13 protein-coding genes are annotated in these 18,610 nt (G+C 51.3%); 2 read left to right on the top strand and 11 right to left on the bottom strand.

Annotation, left to right across the window (positions count from 1 at the left end):
- Window positions 1-20 precede the first annotated feature (20 nt).
- The 4 genes from ABXT40_RS11645 to tsaB all read right to left on the bottom strand — a co-directional run bounded on the left by ABXT40_RS11645 (window position 21) and on the right by tsaB (window position 3,669).
- Window positions 21-1,001 carry a PhoH family protein gene (locus tag ABXT40_RS11645; RefSeq protein WP_443645767.1) on the bottom strand — a complete coding sequence of 327 codons (981 nt, stop codon included), beginning with the start codon at window positions 999-1,001 and terminating at the stop codon, window positions 21-23.
- Entirely contained in the window at window positions 998-2,353 is a 1,356-nt protein-coding gene (gene miaB / locus ABXT40_RS11640) for a tRNA (N6-isopentenyl adenosine(37)-C2)-methylthiotransferase MiaB (protein ID WP_443645766.1), read from the bottom strand. Before miaB ends, ABXT40_RS11645 begins: the two co-directional genes overlap by 4 nt.
- A gap of 66 nt (window positions 2,354-2,419) precedes the next feature.
- Complete coding sequence (locus ABXT40_RS11635; protein ID WP_443645765.1) at window positions 2,420-2,914, bottom strand: GNAT family N-acetyltransferase; 495 nt, start codon at window positions 2,912-2,914, stop codon at window positions 2,420-2,422.
- On the bottom strand, window positions 2,914-3,669 hold the full coding sequence (tsaB, locus tag ABXT40_RS11630; protein ID WP_443645764.1) for a tRNA (adenosine(37)-N6)-threonylcarbamoyltransferase complex dimerization subunit type 1 TsaB: 756 nt from the start codon (window positions 3,667-3,669) through the stop codon (window positions 2,914-2,916). The genes ABXT40_RS11635 and tsaB overlap by 1 nt, the downstream gene beginning before the upstream one ends.
- A gap of 135 nt (window positions 3,670-3,804) precedes the next feature.
- Here tsaB and ABXT40_RS11625 point away from each other — a divergent pair, with 135 nt between their 5' ends.
- A complete protein-coding gene (locus ABXT40_RS11625) occupies window positions 3,805-4,851 on the top strand; it encodes a polysaccharide deacetylase family protein (RefSeq protein WP_443645763.1) in 1,047 nt (348 codons plus the stop codon).
- A 13-nt stretch (window positions 4,852-4,864) separates the two neighbouring features.
- Here the strand turns inward: ABXT40_RS11625 and ABXT40_RS11620 are convergent, their stop codons facing one another.
- The 6 genes from ABXT40_RS11620 to mutS form a co-directional block, all read right to left on the bottom strand.
- Window positions 4,865-5,956: a glucosaminidase domain-containing protein gene (locus ABXT40_RS11620; protein WP_443645762.1), complete on the bottom strand. Its 1,092-nt coding sequence runs from the start codon at window positions 5,954-5,956 to the stop codon at window positions 4,865-4,867.
- Between the two features lie 50 nt (window positions 5,957-6,006).
- Complete coding sequence (locus ABXT40_RS11615) at window positions 6,007-6,564, bottom strand: NifU family protein (protein WP_443645761.1); 558 nt, start codon at window positions 6,562-6,564, stop codon at window positions 6,007-6,009.
- A 289-nt stretch (window positions 6,565-6,853) separates the two neighbouring features.
- The gene (gene trpS, locus ABXT40_RS11610) at window positions 6,854-7,897 is read right to left on the bottom strand and encodes a tryptophan--tRNA ligase (protein ID WP_443645760.1); all 1,044 of its coding nucleotides are present in this window, start codon (window positions 7,895-7,897) and stop codon (window positions 6,854-6,856) included.
- Between the two features lie 106 nt (window positions 7,898-8,003).
- Entirely contained in the window at window positions 8,004-9,590 is a 1,587-nt protein-coding gene (gene murJ / locus ABXT40_RS11605; RefSeq protein WP_443645759.1) for a murein biosynthesis integral membrane protein MurJ, read from the bottom strand.
- Window positions 9,587-12,436 carry a [protein-PII] uridylyltransferase gene (locus ABXT40_RS11600; RefSeq protein ID WP_443645758.1) on the bottom strand — a complete coding sequence of 950 codons (2,850 nt, stop codon included), beginning with the start codon at window positions 12,434-12,436 and terminating at the stop codon, window positions 9,587-9,589. The genes murJ and ABXT40_RS11600 overlap by 4 nt, the downstream gene beginning before the upstream one ends.
- A complete protein-coding gene (gene mutS / locus ABXT40_RS11595; RefSeq protein WP_443645757.1) occupies window positions 12,433-15,096 on the bottom strand; it encodes a DNA mismatch repair protein MutS in 2,664 nt (887 codons plus the stop codon). Before mutS ends, ABXT40_RS11600 begins: the two co-directional genes overlap by 4 nt.
- A 189-nt stretch (window positions 15,097-15,285) precedes the next feature.
- Between mutS and ABXT40_RS11590 the strand changes: the two genes are divergently transcribed.
- Complete coding sequence (locus tag ABXT40_RS11590; RefSeq protein ID WP_443645756.1) at window positions 15,286-17,550, top strand: NADP-dependent malic enzyme; 2,265 nt, start codon at window positions 15,286-15,288, stop codon at window positions 17,548-17,550.
- Between the two features lie 21 nt (window positions 17,551-17,571).
- Here ABXT40_RS11590 and ABXT40_RS11585 read toward each other — a convergent pair whose 3' ends face one another.
- Window positions 17,572-18,564: an adenosine kinase gene (locus tag ABXT40_RS11585; RefSeq protein WP_443645755.1), complete on the bottom strand. Its 993-nt coding sequence runs from the start codon at window positions 18,562-18,564 to the stop codon at window positions 17,572-17,574.
- Between the last annotated feature and the right edge of the window lie 46 nt (window positions 18,565-18,610).

Below are 18,610 nucleotides of genomic sequence, written 5' to 3'. Positions count from 1 at the left end.
ATGCGCATCTGTTTCTTGCTCTATTTGGACGTATTCTGCTGCTTTTGTCCAGCTTCATACGCTTGCAAAATGCGCGCCACGACCGGATGACGAACCACGTCTTGGCCAGACAGATGAATAATGCCAACGCCTTTAATATTGTCTAAAAGCGAAACCGCCTCAGCAAGGCCGGACGGTTGACCCGCTGGCAAATCAACCTGACTTAAATCACCCGTAATGACCATATGTGAATCCTGCCCAAGCCGGGTAAGAACCATTTTCATTTGGACAGGCGTGGTGTTTTGCGCCTCGTCAATAATCACATGCGCCGCGGTCAAGGTGCGGCCACGCATAAAGGCAAGCGGTGCAATTTCAATCTCGCCACTGGCTAGCATACGGTCAACTTTATCAGCTGGCATCATATCATAAAGCGCATCATAAAGCGGCCGTAGATAGGGATCGACCTTTTCTTTCATATCGCCTGGTAAAAAGCCAAGACGTTCACCCGCTTCAACAGCAGGACGCGACAAAATAATGCGTTCGACCTCGCGCTTTTTCAACGCTTCGACAGCGCGGGCAACAGCCATATAGGTTTTGCCAGTACCAGCAGGCCCAAGGCCAAACACCACTTCATTGCTACGCAGTAATTTCAGATAATCATTCTGGCCTTTGGTTTTGGCGACAATTTTCTTTTTCCATGTGTCAAAAGATTCGCCAGCGGTTACCGCATCGGCCTGATGACCATTCACCGCCCATCGCAATGCATCCTCGACCATTGATTTATCGATATCATCACACTTGCCACCGGCAATTCGGCGATACAGATCCTCAATCACGGTTCGGGCGGTTTTCGTGGCCTTGCCAGCACCTGAAATTTTGATGCTATTACCAAAAGAATCTAGCGTGACATCTAAGGATTTTTCGATATGCGCCAGATGCTGGTTATGTTCACCTGATAATAGCGCTAAAACGCCATTATCTTCGAATTCCATACGGATGCTATTGGCTTTTGCCGCGTTCACGCCGCCCCCTTCAAATTGACAATATCGCCAGTCATGCTGTTCTGGCGGGCTTCGGACAGACGACAAGGCACAATCTGGCCAATCTGATCAGGATTGCCGATGAAATTCACCGCCTGCATATAGGGGCTTCGACCGGCCATTTGACCATCGCGGCCACCGGCACGTTCGACAAGAATATCGACAATCTTGCCTTCGGTTCCTTTGTTAAAGGCAAATTGCTGGGCGTTCAGCAGTTGCTGAAGGCTCTCAAGCCGTTCGGATTTTACCGATTCTGGAACCTGTATTTCGGCCGTTGCCGCGGGTGTTCCAGGGCGCGGGCTATATTTAAATGAATAGGCCGATGCGTAACCAACCTTGCTGACAAGTGCCAAGGTTTCGGCAAAATCAGCGTCGCTTTCTCCCGGGAAACCAACAATGAAATCACCCGACATGGCAATATCTGGGCGGATGGCGCGAAGCTTGTCAATCACCGCCAGATAGACATCGCTTGTGTGACGACGGTTCATTTCTTGCAGAACATGATTTGACCCAGACTGGATTGGCAAATGCAGATACGGCATTAATTGCGGCACGTCACCGTGAACGGCGATCAATTCATCATCCATATCCAGCGGATGCGATGTCGTGTAGCGAATACGCTCAAGCCCATCAACCTCGGCAAGCGAACGAATCAACCGGCCAAGCGTCCAGTCTTTGCCGGAATCATGCGCGCCATGATAGGCATTCACATTCTGCCCGAGAAGCGTCAATTCACGCGTTCCGCTTGCCACCAGCCTTTTGGCTTCTTCCAAAACAGTTTTGACCGGACGCGAAAATTCGGCGCCGCGTGTATAAGGCACAACGCAAAAGGCGCAAAATTTATCACAGCCTTCTTGAACGCTCAAAAATGCGGCTGGGCCACGCGGTGCATGCTCGCCCGGCAGGAAATCAAATTTCACTTCTTCAGGAAAATCTGTATCAATAATCCGGTTGCGGCTTGCCGGATCAATCTTGCCAACCAATTCGGGAAGCCGGTGATAGGTTTGCGGCCCAACAACAATATCAACCCATGGTGCGCGGCGGATAATTTCTTCGCCTTCGGCCTGTGCCACACATCCGGCAACGGCAATCGTAACCTGACGCCCCTGCTGATCGGCAGCGCGTTCCTTGAGTTGGCGCAATCGGCCAAGTTCGGAAAACACCTTCTCCGACGCTTTTTCACGAATATGGCAAGTGTTCAAAATCACCATATCGGCACCATCAGCAATATCGGTTGGTGCATAGCCAAGCGGCGCTAGAACATCGGTCATACGGTCAGAATCATAAACATTCATCTGACAGCCGTAGGTTTTGATAAAGAGTTTTTTGGTCAAGAGCGCTATGTCACATTTCAGCAGTGCAAATCCAAGTCCCCTTGTACCGCCTAGAAGCAAAGATGGTCAAGGAAAAGCCTCAGCACGGCACCACTTCATCATGATTGCGTCGATTTTCCGATTACCTTGTTTGTAATAGCCTTTGCGGCGGCCAAATTCGACAAAACCAAAATCGCGATAAAGCCCAAGTGCTGACACATTATCTTCTGCGACTTCAAGCACGACCCTAGTCATATTCTGGCTGGCACCATGCTCGAAAAAATACTGCAAAAGCCGTTTGCCAACACCCTGTCTTTGCCGGTCAGGCGTAACGCCAATTGACAGGATTTCAGCTTCACCATCAATCATCATGGCAAGAAGATACCCGCCAATATATGACGCAAAATCATCAGCCGGTGTGGATTTTGTTTGATGTTGATCAGGCACCAGATCAACAAAACCGCAAAAAACAGGGTTGGTCTGCAATGCCATCAGGCGCGCCTGATCAAGCGCGGTTGCAAATAAGCTGGCCTCAAGCGCAGCAATGGCATCACAATCAGCCGGAGTGATGCGCCGGATCATCAAGCTGATGCTTTCTTTTTCGGCCCAAGGCGCGGATCGGCAAGATAAAGCGGCGTCAACGGCGAAATCTTGCCACATGCAAGATGATGCGCGGCAAGATTGGCAACCATGCCAGCATCAACCGAAATATCATCAATCCCTTGATCAGCCGCATCAGCTGATATTATTTTGCCGCCCGCCACGCGAACTTGCCAGCCAGCGCCAAGAAAGGCCGTGCCAACAGCTTGCCCCCTATATCCTGCCAGCAAAATCGTCTCTTTGCCAAAGGCTAGCGGCACAAGCAATGGCAATTGTTCGATCTGCGCTTCAAAAATATCACCTTGCGGTGTCATATTGGCGGTAAAAAACTGCGCATAGACATTGCCACGCCGCGTATCGGCAAGACATAAGATTGGTAAATCACCACCGTCATCGCCGCAAGAATAGGCAAGTGCCTCAAGACCGGAAATGCCAAGCCCGGGCAAATCATGTGCCAGACAAACGCCTTTGGCCGCGGCCAGTGAAACACGAAGGCCGGTAAATGATCCAGGGCCACGTCCCGCAGCAACATGGCTGATCATGGCAAAATCAACATCTGCCTCAGCCAAAGCCGAAACCGCCAATGGCACCAATGATGCGGCCTGCCCAAAGGCGGCCTCGGCCGTTTTCATGGCGCGGATCACCCCATCAGCATAGACGGCAACTGACAGTTGATTGGTGCTGGCTTCAAAGGCTAATATCACCGGCAAGGCATCGTGGCGTTTAGGCGTTTTCAATTGGTTTATCCTTTATCCAATTTGGGTTATCGGGTTGCATCATCTTACCAAGATGCGCTAAATAAGATCGCTCAAACATTGAAGGCGGCGCTGGTAAAGTCAGGGTTGTATCATTTTTTAAGTGGAAAATCTGCTATGAACATAAGTCATTATCAACATGCTTGTCATTGGCTTGCCTATCTTGGCAGCAGATTTGTGGCAATGTCGGTTCTGCTGCTGTCGTTTCTGGGGTCGGCCTTTGCCGCCGATCATGCGGTGATTTTGATGTATCACCGTTTTGGTGAAGATCGGCTTCCAAGCACGAATATCCGCCTTGATCAATTTGATGCACATCTCGAAAAACTATCGAGTGGCAATTATTCGGTCTGGCCTCTGGCAAAGATTGTCGATCATTTGCAAAAAGACATGCCGCTTCCCGACCGCACAGTCGCGATCACGATTGATGATGCCTATCTATCGGTTTTCACCGAAGCATGGCCACGGCTAAAGGCAAAAGGATTTCCCTTTACTGTTTTTGTCGCCACCGATCCGGTTGATCGTAAAAATCGCGGCTATATGAGCTGGGATCAGCTTCGGCAATTACAGGCTGATGGAGTTGGCATTGGCAGCCAGACAGCCAGTCATCCGCATATGCATCTATCCAGCCTTGCCGATGTTGACGCCGAATTGGAAAAGTCAAATCAGCGATTTCTCGCCGAACTTGGCCTTCGTCCAAATCTGTTTGCCTATCCCTATGGCGAATATAACCTGGCTGTTATCGAACGCGTTAAGGCGGCTGATTTCATTGCCGGTTTCGGCCAAAATTCGGGAATTGCGCATGGCTATGATGGCTATTTTGAACTGCCACGTTTTGCCATGAACGAGAAATATGGCACGATGGATCGTTTGACATTGGCGATTGACGGCCTGCCGCTGAAAGCCAACCAAATTCTGCCTGCTGATGCTGTGATTGCGAAAAACCCGCCTGACTTTGGGTTTACGCTGGCACCAGAAATTGCCACAAAAAACCAATTGCGCTGTTTCAACGCCACTTATGACCAACTGCAAATCAGCCGATTGGGGCCGCGCGCCGAAGTGCGGTTTCCAGGTCCCCTGCCGTCGGGTCGTGCCCGTGTCAATTGCACCATGCCCGGCCCGGATGGACGCTGGCGCTGGTTTGGCAAACAGTTTCTGGTACCGTAAGGCAGTGGGGAATCTAGCTTAGGTACGCCAGGGCAAAACGGCTAAAATCATTGCTGCGGATCAAGACTTCCAGCTTTTGCACATAAGCCTGGCCAATTTCGGCATAGCGATCAAGATATTTGGCCAGTATTCTGGCTTCGCCGGCTTTTGGGCGGTTGCGTAATGCCGCGCGCGCCTCGCGAAATTTCTGATAATGCGAATGCGTATTCAAATTATGCATATAGGCACGAACCGAGCCAAGCAACGATCCAAAACTGCGCACAACAGCGCGGTCATTACTGGCATCAAGTGGCCTGATGCCAGCTCGATCACGCCATGCCCATTGGCCAAATAACGCATTGCCCTGAATGGCAAATCGCGATGTTCCCCAGCCGGACTCAACCGCCGCCTGCGCCAATGCCAACGCCACCGGAATTGTATCAGCTCGCTCAAGCAATCGCGTCATCAATGCTTTGTTATCCCGATCAGTCACGTCGATTTTATAAAGTTTCGCCCATTTTTCCAAGGTCGCCCGATCGCCATTTTCAAAGGCGCGTTTAATCGCTTCACGGCGTTTGCTGATTTCCTCATTGCCCGCCAAAATAAGCGGCAGCACAATTTTAATGAAGGATTCCTTCTGTGCTGTTCCTGATATAGCCAAATGCGAGTCAGGAATATGGGTGAAAAAATCGCGCGGTACCAAAAGGGGTTCTGGCGCCGGCACCCACTTTGTGGATTCAATTTCAATATGGCTTGTACTCGGCCCTTTTAGCGTTTTTGGTGCCTTTGCCAGCAGAGATTTCTCAAGCACTTGTTCAGGCGCATCACGCATGAGCCCATCCGTGGCGTCTGTGGCATCTGCAGCGTCACGGTCAGTTTCAGGCGCTGCCATGATTGCCGGTGATGCGTCTGGCTGCGCGACTTGTGGGGACATATCGGAAGCCGAATGGTTTCCGGGCGGCAATTCATCTGTCTTTGCCTGTTCGGTAACCGCGTCATGGCTTTGAAAAAATTGTGGTGGTGACAGGCCAAAAAGACCGGGGCCGGTAAAGCCCAAAAACGCAAGAGCCGCAGCGATCCAGACGATCCGCCGGTTAGTCAGCCAGTTAGAAATCGACGATATCACGACCTAAGCCTTAAATCTGAACATCTATAATTGGCGCAGTTGTGACTGTCTTACAGCTCGGCCGCACGAACCTCACGCACTTCAGGGATATAATGACGAAGCATATTTTCGATGCCCATTTTCAAGGTTGCTGTCGAGCTAGGGCAACCCTGACAGGCACCACGCATCTGCAAAGTGACAATCCCATCATCAAAGCCTTGAAACACGATATCGCCGCCATCCATAGCCACTGCCGGACGAACGCGCGAATCCAAAAGCTGTTTGATCTGCTGGACCGTATCGCTATCACCATCTTCGGCATGCGGATCGGCAAGCTCGGCGTCTTTTTCAATGACCGGCATGCCTGATGCGTAATGTTCCATAATGCCAGCAAGAATCCCCGGTTTGAGCGCAAACCAGTCAAGCCCTTCAGCTTTGGTCACGGCAACAAAATCGGCACCCAGAAAAACCGCTGTTACGCCATCAACTTGGAAAAGGCGGCGTGCCAATGGTGATTGATTGGCGCTATCAGAATCGGCAAAATCAGCAGTTCCCTGCGCCATCACCGGAACACCGGGGATGAATTTCAATGTTGCCGGATTCGGCGTATCCTGTGTTTGAATAAACATCTAATCATTCCTTTTCGATGCGATAAATTTGCTATCAGCAAGGCCCAATTCAAGGCAACAACAGATTAATCTTTTGTCAGTTAAATTAAATTCACAATTTTGGCGCAGACAAATAAATCATCGCCTCAAAATCATTTCCGGCCAACGCATAATTTGCAACAACGCTACCTATGTCATATGGGGATTACCATTAAAACTACAACCCAAAGCAAGCCTAATATCGCATATCTGCACCGATCTGGCTAGTGAACAGCGCATCTGACGATCACTAACCCATTAATAGAGCCATCTAGCGATCGGTGCTTGATCCTAAAAACCCAACAATATCACGCACCTCAGCAAGAATCGGCCGCGCGATGGCCGCGGCACGTTCGGCACCATCAGCAAGAATGGCGTCAATATCGGCAGGATTTTCAAGAAGCCGGCGCATTTCAGCACCGATAGGCGATAATTTCGCCACCGCCAAATCGCCAAGCGCTGGTTTGAAATCACCAAATCCGCGCCCGCCAAATTCGGCAAGAACATCATCGGTGCTGCATTCGGCAAGCGCTGCATAAATGCCAACAAGATTGCTGGCTTCAGGCCGATCGGCAAGACCAGCCATTTCAGATGGCAAAGCATCAGGATCGGTTTTAGCCTTACGGATTTTCTGCATGATCATATCGGCATCATCGGTCATATTGATCCGTGAATTATCCGACGGGTCAGATTTGCTCATTTTGGCGCGGCCATCGCGAAAGCTCATGACGCGTGTTGCGCTGCCAAAAATTTGTGGTTCGGGAAGCGGAAACACATCTTTGTCATAGATCGAATTAAACGCCTGCGCGATGTCGCGGGTTAATTCAAGATGCTGTTTTTGATCTTCACCAACCGGGACATGCGTTGCGCGATAGGTCAAGATATCAGCTGCCATCAAGGTCGGATAAGCATATAGACCAACCGATGCATTTTCACGATTTTTACCTGCCTTTTCTTTAAATTGAGTCATCCGGTTCAACCAGCCAAGACGGGTTACACAATTGAAAATCCACGCCAACTCGGCATGTTGTGGCACGCAAGATTGATTAAACAAGATTGATTGTTCGGTTGAAATGCCCGCGGCAATCAAGCTTGCCGCCACTTCACGCGTACTTTTTCGCAAATCAGCCGGATCTTGATGAACGGTGATGGCATGCAAATCGACAACACAATAGATCGATTCAAAATCATGCTGCAAAGCAACCCAATTGCGAATGGCACCAAGATAATTGCCAAGATGCAAATTGCCAGTTGGCTGGATGCCGGAAAAGATGCGGCCTTTTCCTGCGGATGTCTGCATTGTTGAATCGGTCATTTGGTTTATCCATCACGCCTAATCAGATGCGCGCAGGCCAGTGCCAAATCATCACATCTGCAATTGAAATTATATGGCAGCGTTATCCCCACTTGTGCGGCCGCGGTCAAGTCTTTCGGTTGCCCAATCGGTGGACAAATCCAGCTGGAATTGCTCGAAAACACCATGCGGCGAACAGAAACCCGCCGCCACCAACAGCAACCAAACAGGCAAGCCAGCCTGCCGCGGGCAGAAATTGTCTTATCCCACCGGCAAGCCAAACCATCGCCAAAAGCAAAATCGCCATGATCAAACTGGCAAGAAAAATCCGGCCAATCATGCCAAGCCAACCACCGCCAAGACGGCCGCGGCGGTGCAATAAAATCGCCATGGTGATTGCCGCAAACAATCCCGATAATGACGTTGCCAGCGCCAGCCCGACATGCCCAAAAATGGGCATCATCACCAATGATGCTGTTATATTGATCACCACGGTCATGATCGATATTTTCAAAACCGTGCCTGGCTGGCCTGCCGCATAAAAGGCGGGTTGCAAAATTTTCACCATGACAAATCCGGGAAGACCAAGCGCATAGGCCGATAATGCCATTGCCGCCATTGCCGCATCATCAATCGAAAAAGCACCATAGGCAAATAGTCCCTCAATGATCGGACCTGCAAGAAGGATTAGCGCAATGACCGCTGGCACGACAAAGAATCCGCCAAAGATAATCGCCTCATCAAGCGTTTTGGTGATTTCGTCTTTTTGACCAGATGCCTCGGCAGCGGATAATCTGGGCAGCAATGCCGTACCAAGTGCAATGCCAACAATGCCAAGCGGCAATTGCGCCACACGATCAGCATAATAGAGCCATGAAATCGCACCAACCGGTAGCATGGATGCCAAAATCAAATCGACCAGAAGATTAAGCTGCATGCCGCCAGCGCCCAGCGCTGCTGGCAGGAATTTGCGCCACATCGTTTTGCCCGCATTCGATAGGCGCGGCCATTGCAGTTTTGGCACTGCCGACAGGCGGCGCAGAACAAAAAACAAAAATAACAATTGGCAAAACCCGGCAACCAGGAGGCCAATGGCAATTGGCAAGGCTTTGAACACGCCCAAATCAGCCGCCAAAATCGGGATCGAAATCGCCCCGGCGATGAAACAGAGATTCGCCAAAATCGGCGCGGCGGCAGCAGCCATAAACCGGTCATGCGCGTTGGCGATTGCCCCCCAAAGCGCAACCACGGAAATCATTGGCAGATAGGGCATCGTCACCCGCGCCAGATCAACCGCTGCAGCCAGACGATCAGGCGTCGCGGCAAAACCCGGGGCAAGAAGCGCAATAACTTCGGGCATGAAAATTTCGGCAAGCACAACAATCGCAAAAAGCGCAACGATCAGAAAAATCTGCGCTTCAGATGCAAGCCGAACCGCCGCATCACGCCCGTCTGTCTCGCGTATTTTGGCAAAGCTGGGAAGAAAGGCATTGGTCATCGCGCCTTCGGCGCTGAGGCGGCGAAACATATTTGGCAATTTCAACGCCACCAAAAACGCATCGGCGGCTGGCCCTGCACCCAGACAACTGGCAAAGGCGATATCCCGCATGAAACCAACAATACGGCTAATTGCCGTTAGGCTGCCAATCTGTTGAAAGGCGCGGCCAAGCGAGGCGGGTTTTGCAGGATTTGACGCATTTGGTTGATCGGTCATACCGCTTCCTCATCGGCATCATCAAAAACCGCCAACAGCTGATTGCGGATGGTTTGCTGGCGCGTTTCGCTTTGAATTTGCAGACCGAAAATATCTTTAACATAAAACACATCAACAACGCGCTCGCCATAGGTCGAAACGGTGGCCGTCTGAATTTGCAATCCAAGACCGGCAAGGCAAAGCGTGATTTTATGGAGCAAGCCCGGAAAATCGCGTCCATTTACTTCAATCACACTATGGGTATTGCTGATCTTGTTCGACAAAAGAACGCGCGACGGAACCGGCATTTGCCGCACCCGAAGCGGGGTTTGCTGCCAGCGCGCCAAAAGCGCTTTTTCCAATTTCAATGAACCTGTTAGCGACCGTTCAAGCGTTGCGCGAATCCGCGCCAATTCATCCTCATCTTCAATCGCCTGATTCTTCATATCCTGTAAAAAGAAAACATCAAGAACTGTGCCATCATGACAGGTCGTAATGCGCGCACCAACAATATTCGCACCCGCCGCTGCCACTGCACCGGCAATTCGCGCAAACAGACCCGGATCATCAATGGTTAAAATCGTCAATTCGGTTATGCGCCGCACCGGATCGGGCTTGAAATCAATCAATAACAGCGCATCTTGATTGGCGAACTCATCACAAAGCCGCGCATGACGAACCTGACTTTCGGAATCAAACCCTGTCCAATAGGTCAGCGGCATATTCGCCGCATGCGCGGCAAAACGCGCCGCGTCCCAATCGGTTAGTTTCGCCGCCGCCTCCTGGCGCGCCTCTTCGGCATTGCCAAGCGCGATGACCGCTGGATCAGCACCGCGCAAAACCGCATCGCAGCGGTAATAAAGATCGCGCATCAACGCCGCTTTCCAGCCATTCCAGATATTTGGCCCAACCGCCCGAATATCGGCAACGGTCAAAACCAAAAGCAGTTTCAACCGCTCGGGTGATTGCACAATACTGGCAAAATCCTCGATCGTTTGCGGATCATTCAGATCATAGCGAAACGCAATTTTGCTCATCAGCAAATGATGCAGGATCAGCCAGCTAACGGTTTCGGTTTCTTCATGGCTTAGCCCCAGACGTGGGCAAACCGCCACTGCCACCTCGGCGCCCAAAACCGAATGATCGCCGCCACGCCCTTTGGCAATATCGTGAAGAAGCATAGCAACATAAAGCGCGCGCCGCGATCCGATTTCCGGCATCACCTCGGTCGCAACTGGCGCGGCTTGGCGCAGCGCGCCAGTCTCAATCCCGTGAAGAATACCAATCGCCTTCAAGGTATGTTCGTCAACCGTATAGCTGTGATACATATCGAATTGCATCATCGCGACGATCCGCCCGAAATCGGGCAAGAAGCGGCCAAAAACGCCACTTTCATTCATCAGACGAAGCACCCGTTCAGGGTTTTTGCGCGATGTCAGAATATCCAGAAATAATTGGTTTGCCTGCGCATCATCACGCGTTTTTGAATCAAGCGCCGATAATGCCCGGGTGACACGTTGAAGCGTGCTTGGATGAACATCAGCATCATGTTTTTGCGCAATGGCAAATAATTCGATCAGCCGAACCGGAGCGTCCCGGAACCAGGCCTCATCAACAAGCCGTACACGCCCGCTTTCAATATGAAACGGATCAAGCTCATGGGTACGCAGAAAATCAGGCCGCCAATTGATCAGACTTTTGCGGAAATCCGTTTCCATCGCCGCGCAGAAAATACGCGTCAAATTGCCAACATTCCGCGCTGCCAGATAATAGCGTTTCATAAAGCGTTCAACACCACGAAGCCCGCTCCGATCGGCAAAGCCAAGACGCGGTGCAATGATCATTTGCGCTTCGAAATCGAGCCGTTCTTCGGGTCGGTCAGCATGAAAATGAAGATGGCAGCGAACCGTCCATAAAAACCGCTGCGCCAAAGCAAATTTCCGCGCCTCGCCATCACGAAGAACACCTTTTTTGACAATGTCGATAATGCTGTTGGCACGATAGGCATATTTGGCAATCCAGAACAGGCTGTGAAGATCACGAAGCCCGCCTTTACCATCTTTGACGTTGGGTTCAACAACATAGCGCGTATCGCCAAATCTCTTATGGCGAAGGTCACGCTCGCCAAGCTTTTCTTCAACATAGGCAAGCGGTTTCTGTTTGGTAATTTTACGCTGAACCGCCCGATTTAATTTCCCCCACATCGAATCATCACCAGCCACATGACGCATTTCAAGAAGGCTTGTCAGCACTGTCTGATCGTCATTTGCCGCGTCAATCGATTCGACGATGCTGCGGGTTGAATGGCCAATTTTCAAGCCAAGATCCCATAAAATATACAGCATGAATTCGATAAATTTCGTATGGGTTTCTGTTGCTTTTTTCGGCATCAGAAACATGATATCAATATCGGAAAATGGTGCCATTTCACCACGCCCGTAACCGCCAACGGCAATCAGCGCCAGCTCGTCACCTCCAGCGCATTGTTTTTGCGTTTGCGCGTAAAGGCTTTGCAACAAAATATCAATGACCCATGCATGCATGCCAACATAAACAGCGCCATCATTGCTGTGGTAAAACAACTCACGAAGGCTGGCTTTTGCCTGATCAAGATGGGTTCGCAAACAGCTCAACAGCTTGGTACGGTCTACTGGTGTTTTGCCAGTGGCGTATGACTCGAGTTCGGCCTCGATCGCCTGCCGATCAAGCGGTGGCTGATTGACAGCCATCGCGCCTTGCAACGGCAATAGCCAACGATGCCATGCAATGCTATCAGGCATGTTGGCTGACATGGCGGCTAGGCTGGCACTTGGGCTGAGTTTGGCCGATTGCGATTTTGACGATGCTAGATCTATAATTTTCGTCATTCTTTATCACCTGGTCGCGGCGGCGGCGAAGCTGGGTCATGGCGCAATGCCTTAAGCCGGTAAAGCATATCCAACGCCTCACGCGGTGTAAGGCTATCGGGTTGCATGTCATCAAGCACCGCGCCAATTTCATCTGGCGCTACTGGCGTTGCCAGCGCTGTGCTTTGATAATCAAATAGCGGCAGATTATCGGCCATCATACCAGTATCAACCGCGCCATGTTGGCCGGTTTCAAGTTCGCCTAAAATGGTTTCAGCTCGGCCAAGAACCGCGGCTGGCAATCCGGCAAGCCGTGCCACATGAACGCCATAAGACCGATCCGCCGAACCGGCAACAACCTGATGCAAAAACACAATTGAGCCCTGCCATTCACGAACCTGCATCGCATGACAGCGAAGCTGGCCAAGGGTTTTTTTAAGATGCGTCAATTCATGATAATGCGTTGCAAACAGCGTTCGGCAAGCGCTGGCATCATGCAGATATTCAAGCGTTGACCAAGCAATCGCCAAGCCATCATAAGTGGCTGTGCCACGACCAATTTCGTCAAGAATAACCAATGACCGATTGGTGGCCCGATTCAAAATTGCCGCGGTTTCAACCATCTCAACCATGAAGGTCGAACGGCCACGCGCCAGATCATCGGCCGCACCAACGCGGCTGAACAAACGATCAACAAGCCCAATCACCGCCGTTTCGGCAGGAACATAAAGCCCCACCTGCGCCATAATCGCAATATGCGCATTCTGTCGCAAAAAAGTGGATTTTCCGGCCATATTAGGGCCAGTCAAAAGCCATAACCGCCCATCATCCAGATTGCAATCATTGGCAATAAAGGGGGTTTGCGAATCAAGCATTGGCTCGATCACCGGATGACGACCCTTGGTAATGTTCAATACCGGTTCGGCAACCAATTGCGGGCGGCAATAATGATTCGCTATAGCCAGCTGCGCTGCGGCGGTTGCAACATCAATTTCGGCAAGCGCGCGCGCCGCATTGCCAAGGTCATGTGCCGCCTGCAGAACCAGTGACCGCAATCGGTCAAATATTTCCAATTCAAGCGCCAGCGCACGATCGGCCGCGCTGGCCATATCGCGTTCCATTTGTGCCAGCTCGGTTGTGGTAAACCGCATCGCCTGCGCGGTGGTTTGACGATGGATAAAGATTTCATGGTCCATCAATTTGCCAGCATGATTGCTTCGCACGTCAATATGATAGCCAAGAACATTATTATGTTTGATCTTTAACGAGGCTATACCAGTTTCATCAGCATAGCGGCTTTGTAAGGCAACAATTAACCGGCGGCTTTCATCACGAAGCCCGCGCAAATCATCAAGCGCAAGATCATAGCCTTGACGGATAAAGCCACCATCACGCGCCAAAAGTGGTAATTCATCTGCCAGCGCTGGGGTCACTTCGTCGCTTAGCCCCCGCGGACACAACATCATATCAAGACAATCCGGCAATCCATCGGGCAGGGCAAGCCCACCCATACCCTTTGCCGCAACCACCTTTATCTGCGCGGCTATCTCGCCAGCACCATCAAGCCCATTGGAAATATTCGCCAAATCACGCGGGCCACCATGACCAAGTGATAAGCGCGATAAAGCCCGTTCAATATCGGGCTGAATCCGAAGCTGTGATCGCACCTTATCGCCACAAGCCGCCTCGGCCAGAAACCAGCTCACCAGATCAAGCCGTGACTCGATCGCCGCAACATCAAATAGTGGCGCAGCAAGCCGTTCGCCAAGAAGCCGCCCACCGGCAGCGGTCAAGGTGCGATCAACCGCATGCAGCAAGCTGCCGCGCCGTTCACCGGTCAAAGTGCGCGATAATTCCAAAGACCGCCTTGTTGCCGGATCAATTTCCATAAAGCCAGCATCACTGACCGCGGTCAGTGGCAAAAGCCGGGGCATATTGCCAACCTGTGTTGCCTCAAGATAGCCAAGAAGCGCCCCGCTGGCCGACAGCATGGCACGGCTGAAATGCCCCATGCCATCTAGGCTTGCAACCTGATAAAACCGTTCAAGTGCCTGTCTGGCGCGCGTCGAATCAAACAAAGATGCCGCCTGTTCGGTTGCACAGATTTGGCCGGCCTGAAACCAGTCGGGAAGATCAAATCCTTGCGGATAAATCAATTCAGCCGGATCAAGGCGCGCAAGCAAGGTTTCAAGACCATCATCGGCCATTTCTTGAACCAAAAAATCGCCTGTCGACATATCAGCCCATGCCAAAGCCAGCTGGGTTTCTGCCCGGCCAAGCGCAACAAGATAATTATGCGCCCGCGCTGGCAACAATTCATCTTCGGTCAGCGTGCCAGGGGTTAGCACCCGCACCACATCACGTTTTAGCGGGCCCTTGCCGCCGCGCTGTTTTTGTTCTTGTGGATCTTCGGTTTGCTCGCAAACCGCCACCCGATGACCAGCGCGGATCAATTTTGCCAGATAGCCATCAACCGAATGAACCGGAACGCCGCACATTGGTACATCAAGGCCATCTTTGCTGCCGCGTTTTGTTAGCGTAATGCCAAGCTGTTTGGCGGCAATTTCGGCATCGTCAAAAAACATCTCATAGAAATCGCCCATCCGGTAAAAAAGCAAAGAATCAGGATGCGATTCCTTGACGCGCAAATATTGCGCCATCATCGGGGTCGGCGCTTTCACTTTTGGCGCATTTGCTGTAGAAGATTGAGATGTCATAGCGTTTTGACATTGCCCCAACTTGATCTTTAGAACAAGATCGAACCGGCTCTGGTCGAACGTTATCGATAATTATTCTTGTGTTGGTTTGTATCAGACTGAAATTTTAACCCACCTGGCTGTTTTTGAACGCCGTGATAAAGTATTTGATTCATGACAGATAAAGATAAACTCCTTGATGCCGAAGCCCTTGCCTTTCACGCCAATGGCCGCCCCGGAAAATTCCAAATTGCCGCGACCAAGCCGCTGACAAGCCAGCATGATTTATCGCTTGCCTATTCGCCAGGTGTGGCTGCGCCATGTCTTGAAATCGCTGCTGATATCAATACGGCGTATGATTACACCAATAAGGGCAATCAGATTGCCGTTATCTCGAACGGCACTGCGGTTCTTGGTCTTGGCGATATCGGCGCAGCGGCGGCGAAACCCGTCATGGAAGGCAAAGCTGTTCTATTCAAGAAATTTGCCGATATTGACGGTATTGATCTGGAATTAAACACAACCGACACCGACGCTTTTGTCAACGCGGTCGAGTTGATGACGCCAACCTTTGGTGGGATTAATCTTGAAGATATCAAGGCACCTGAATGTTTTGTGATTGAACAGCAGCTTCGTGACAAGCTAGATATACCGGTTTTCCATGATGATCAGCATGGCACCGCGATTATTGTCGCTGCAGGCCTGATCAATGCGTTTCACCTGACCGGTCGTGACATGAAAAGCGTCAAGATTGTTGGCAATGGTGCTGGTGCGGCCTCGATTGCCTGTGTTGAATTGCTGAAAATCATGGGGGTTCCAGCCGATAACATCATCATCTGTGACCGCTCTGGCCCGATTTACAAAGGCCGCGAAGGATCGATGAACCAATGGAAATCAGCGCATGCAGCCAATACTGGTGCCCGTAGTCTTGAAGATGCACTTGTCGGGGCGGATGTTTTCCTTGGCCTGTCATCAGGCGGTGCCTTAACCAAAAGCATGGTTGAAAAAATGGCACCACGGCCGATCATCTTTGCAATGGCCAATCCAGTTCCCGAAATCTGGCCAGCCGAAGCCAAAGAGGTACGCCCCGATGCGGTTATCGCAACCGGACGGTCAGATTTTCCAAATCAGGTGAATAACGTTCTTGGCTTTCCTTATATTTTCCGTGGTGCGCTTGATGTTCGCGCCAGCAAAATTACCGAAAATATGAAAATCGCGGCGGCAAATGCGTTGGCGATGCTAGCGCGTGAAGATGTGCCCGATGCGGTGGCTGATGCCTATGGCGGCCAGTCGCTTACCTATGGTGAAGATTACATCATCCCGACACCTTTTGATCCGCGCCTGATTGTGGCCGTATCATCAGCCGTTGCCGAAGCCGCAATGAATGATGGTGTTGCGCGTCGGCCAATTGATGATCTTGATGAATATCGCCGGTCATTATCGGCGCGTCTTGATCCAACCGCAGGTACCTTGCAATCTATTTTCGAACGCGTCAGTGCCAATAAAAAGCGCATCGTCTTTGCCGAGGGTGAAGAAGAGCGGGTGATCCGTGCTGCGCTGGCATTCCGCAATGCCGGTTATGGCCATCCAATTCTTCTTGGCCGCGAACATCGGGTCAAGGAAACCATCCAGCGCCTTGGTCTTGATGGTGCCGAAGATTTGCCAATCACCAATGCCAAGATATCCGAGCATCTGACCGAGTATACTGATTTGCTTTATAGCAAGCTTCAACGCCGCGGATCGCTTTACCGCGATTGCCAGCGCATGGTGAATCTTGATCGCAATGTCTTTGCGGCCTGTATGGTTAGCTGTGGCCATGCCGATGCACTTGTGACCGGGGTAACCCGCGCTTTTCAGCCAAGCCTAGAGCATATACGCCGGGTCATTGATGTCGCCGAAGGCAGCAAATTCATGACCACCTCGATGATTATTTCGAGAGGCCGGACGGTTTTTGTTGGTGATATTGCCGTAACCGAACGTCCTGATGCCGAAGAAATGGCTAATATTGCCGTTGCTTTGGCCGCCAAGGCGCGTCAAATGGGCCATACGCCGCGTGTTGCCATTTTGTCATTCACCAATTTTGGCAATCCAGAATCACGCACTAGTGTCGAGGCGCGCCGCGCGGTTGAAATTTTGCAAAGCCGTGATGTCGGGTTTGAATTTGACGGTGAAATGACCGGAGATATCGCGCTTGATTATGATTTGATGAAGTCGCGCTATCCGTTCTGTAATCTAACCGGGCCTGCAAATATTCTGGTGATGCCCGGGCTGCATTCAGCCAATATTTCTTTCAAATTGGTGCATCAGCTAGGCAATGTTTCGGTGATTGGGCCAATTATGATTGGTGGCGCCCATCCGTTCCAGATTGTGCAGATGGGCGCATCGGTTAGCGATATCGTGCAAACCGCCGTGCTTGCCGCGCATGATGCCATTCGCTAGCGTGGGAACAAGAACAGGCCGCTAAAAACTGGCCGCAAGCTGTTTTAAATCGGTTTGCGGCCGCGCACCGATGTGCGAAATAACCTCACCTGCGGCAAGGCTGGCAAGCCGGCCTGACTGCAAAAAATCAAATCCATTCGTGCGGCCAAACAAATAGCCAGCGGCAAATAAATCACCAGCGCCGGTTGTGTCAATCACCGGCCCTTGCGGCATGGCGGGGATTTCGTGATGGTCAGCACCTGCGCCAATAAAGGCACCGGCTGGCCCGCGCGTAACCACCAACTCGTCAATCTTGCCAGCTAAGGCAGCAATGGCATCTTGGCTGCTTGATTGATAGAGGCTGGCAACCTCGTCTTCATTCCCAAACAAGATCGAGATATGATCGGCAATAAAGCTGGATAGCGCCGCGCGGTGACGTTCGGCGCACCATGGATCCGACAGTGATAGCGCCAGCCTGACATCATGCTTTTCGGCAAGACGCGCCGCCTCGGCAAAAATGGCAGGGCCATTTGGCGCATCAAAAAGATAGCCTTCAAGATAAATTATTCTTGCCGATGCGGCATCAGCAAGCGCAAGATCGCCAGCTTCAAATTCGATGCTGGCACCAAGAAACGTATTCATTGATCGCGCCGCATCGGGGGTCACAAGAATGATTGATGATGCGGTTGGTGATCCGCTGCTGGCTGGCGGTTGATCAAAACCGACACCAGCTGCCTTGATATCATGCCGGAACGCTGCGCCAAGATCATCATCATGGACGCGGCCAATGAAATTTGCCGATCCGCCAAAAGCGGCAACGCCAACCGCCGTATTGGCCGCCGATCCCCCCGAAATCAATTGCGGCGAGCCGATCTTGTCAAGCGCGGCGTAAAGCCTTGCTGATCCAGCCGCATCAAGAAGCGTCATCACCCCTTTTTCAATGCCATTCGTCTGCAAAAAACCATCGTCACATTGCCCAAAAATATCAACAATGGCATTGCCAACCGCCAACACATCAAGAGATTTTACCCGCATCACCGCATCCTCATTCCAAATTCTGCGACGCGACATTAGGCCGGAC

The organism is Candidatus Ponderosibacter sp. Uisw_141_02, from assembly GCF_048087665.1.
GTDB lineage: Bacteria > Pseudomonadota > Alphaproteobacteria > Puniceispirillales > Puniceispirillaceae > UBA3439.
This window is presented reverse-complemented; position numbering and strand designations above follow the sequence as displayed.

Bases quoted from the DNA above. Each gene is read 5' to 3' on its own strand.
- ABXT40_RS11635 (WP_443645765.1), bottom strand. From the start codon at position 2,914: ATGATCCGGCGCATCACTCCGGCTGATTGTGATGCCATTGCTGCGCTT.
- ABXT40_RS11625 (WP_443645763.1), top strand. From the start codon at position 3,805: ATGAACATAAGTCATTATCAACATGCTTGTCATTGGCTTGCCTATCTT.
- ABXT40_RS11615 (WP_443645761.1), bottom strand. From the start codon at position 6,564: ATGTTTATTCAAACACAGGATACGCCGAATCCGGCAACATTGAAATTC.
- trpS (WP_443645760.1), bottom strand. From the start codon at position 7,897: ATGACCGATTCAACAATGCAGACATCCGCAGGAAAAGGCCGCATCTTT.
- murJ (WP_443645759.1), bottom strand. From the start codon at position 9,590: ATGACCGATCAACCAAATGCGTCAAATCCTGCAAAACCCGCCTCGCTT.
- ABXT40_RS11600 (WP_443645758.1), bottom strand. From the start codon at position 12,436: ATGACGAAAATTATAGATCTAGCATCGTCAAAATCGCAATCGGCCAAA.
- ABXT40_RS11590 (WP_443645756.1), top strand. From the start codon at position 15,286: ATGACAGATAAAGATAAACTCCTTGATGCCGAAGCCCTTGCCTTTCAC.
- ABXT40_RS11585 (WP_443645755.1), bottom strand. From the start codon at position 18,564: ATGCGGGTAAAATCTCTTGATGTGTTGGCGGTTGGCAATGCCATTGTT.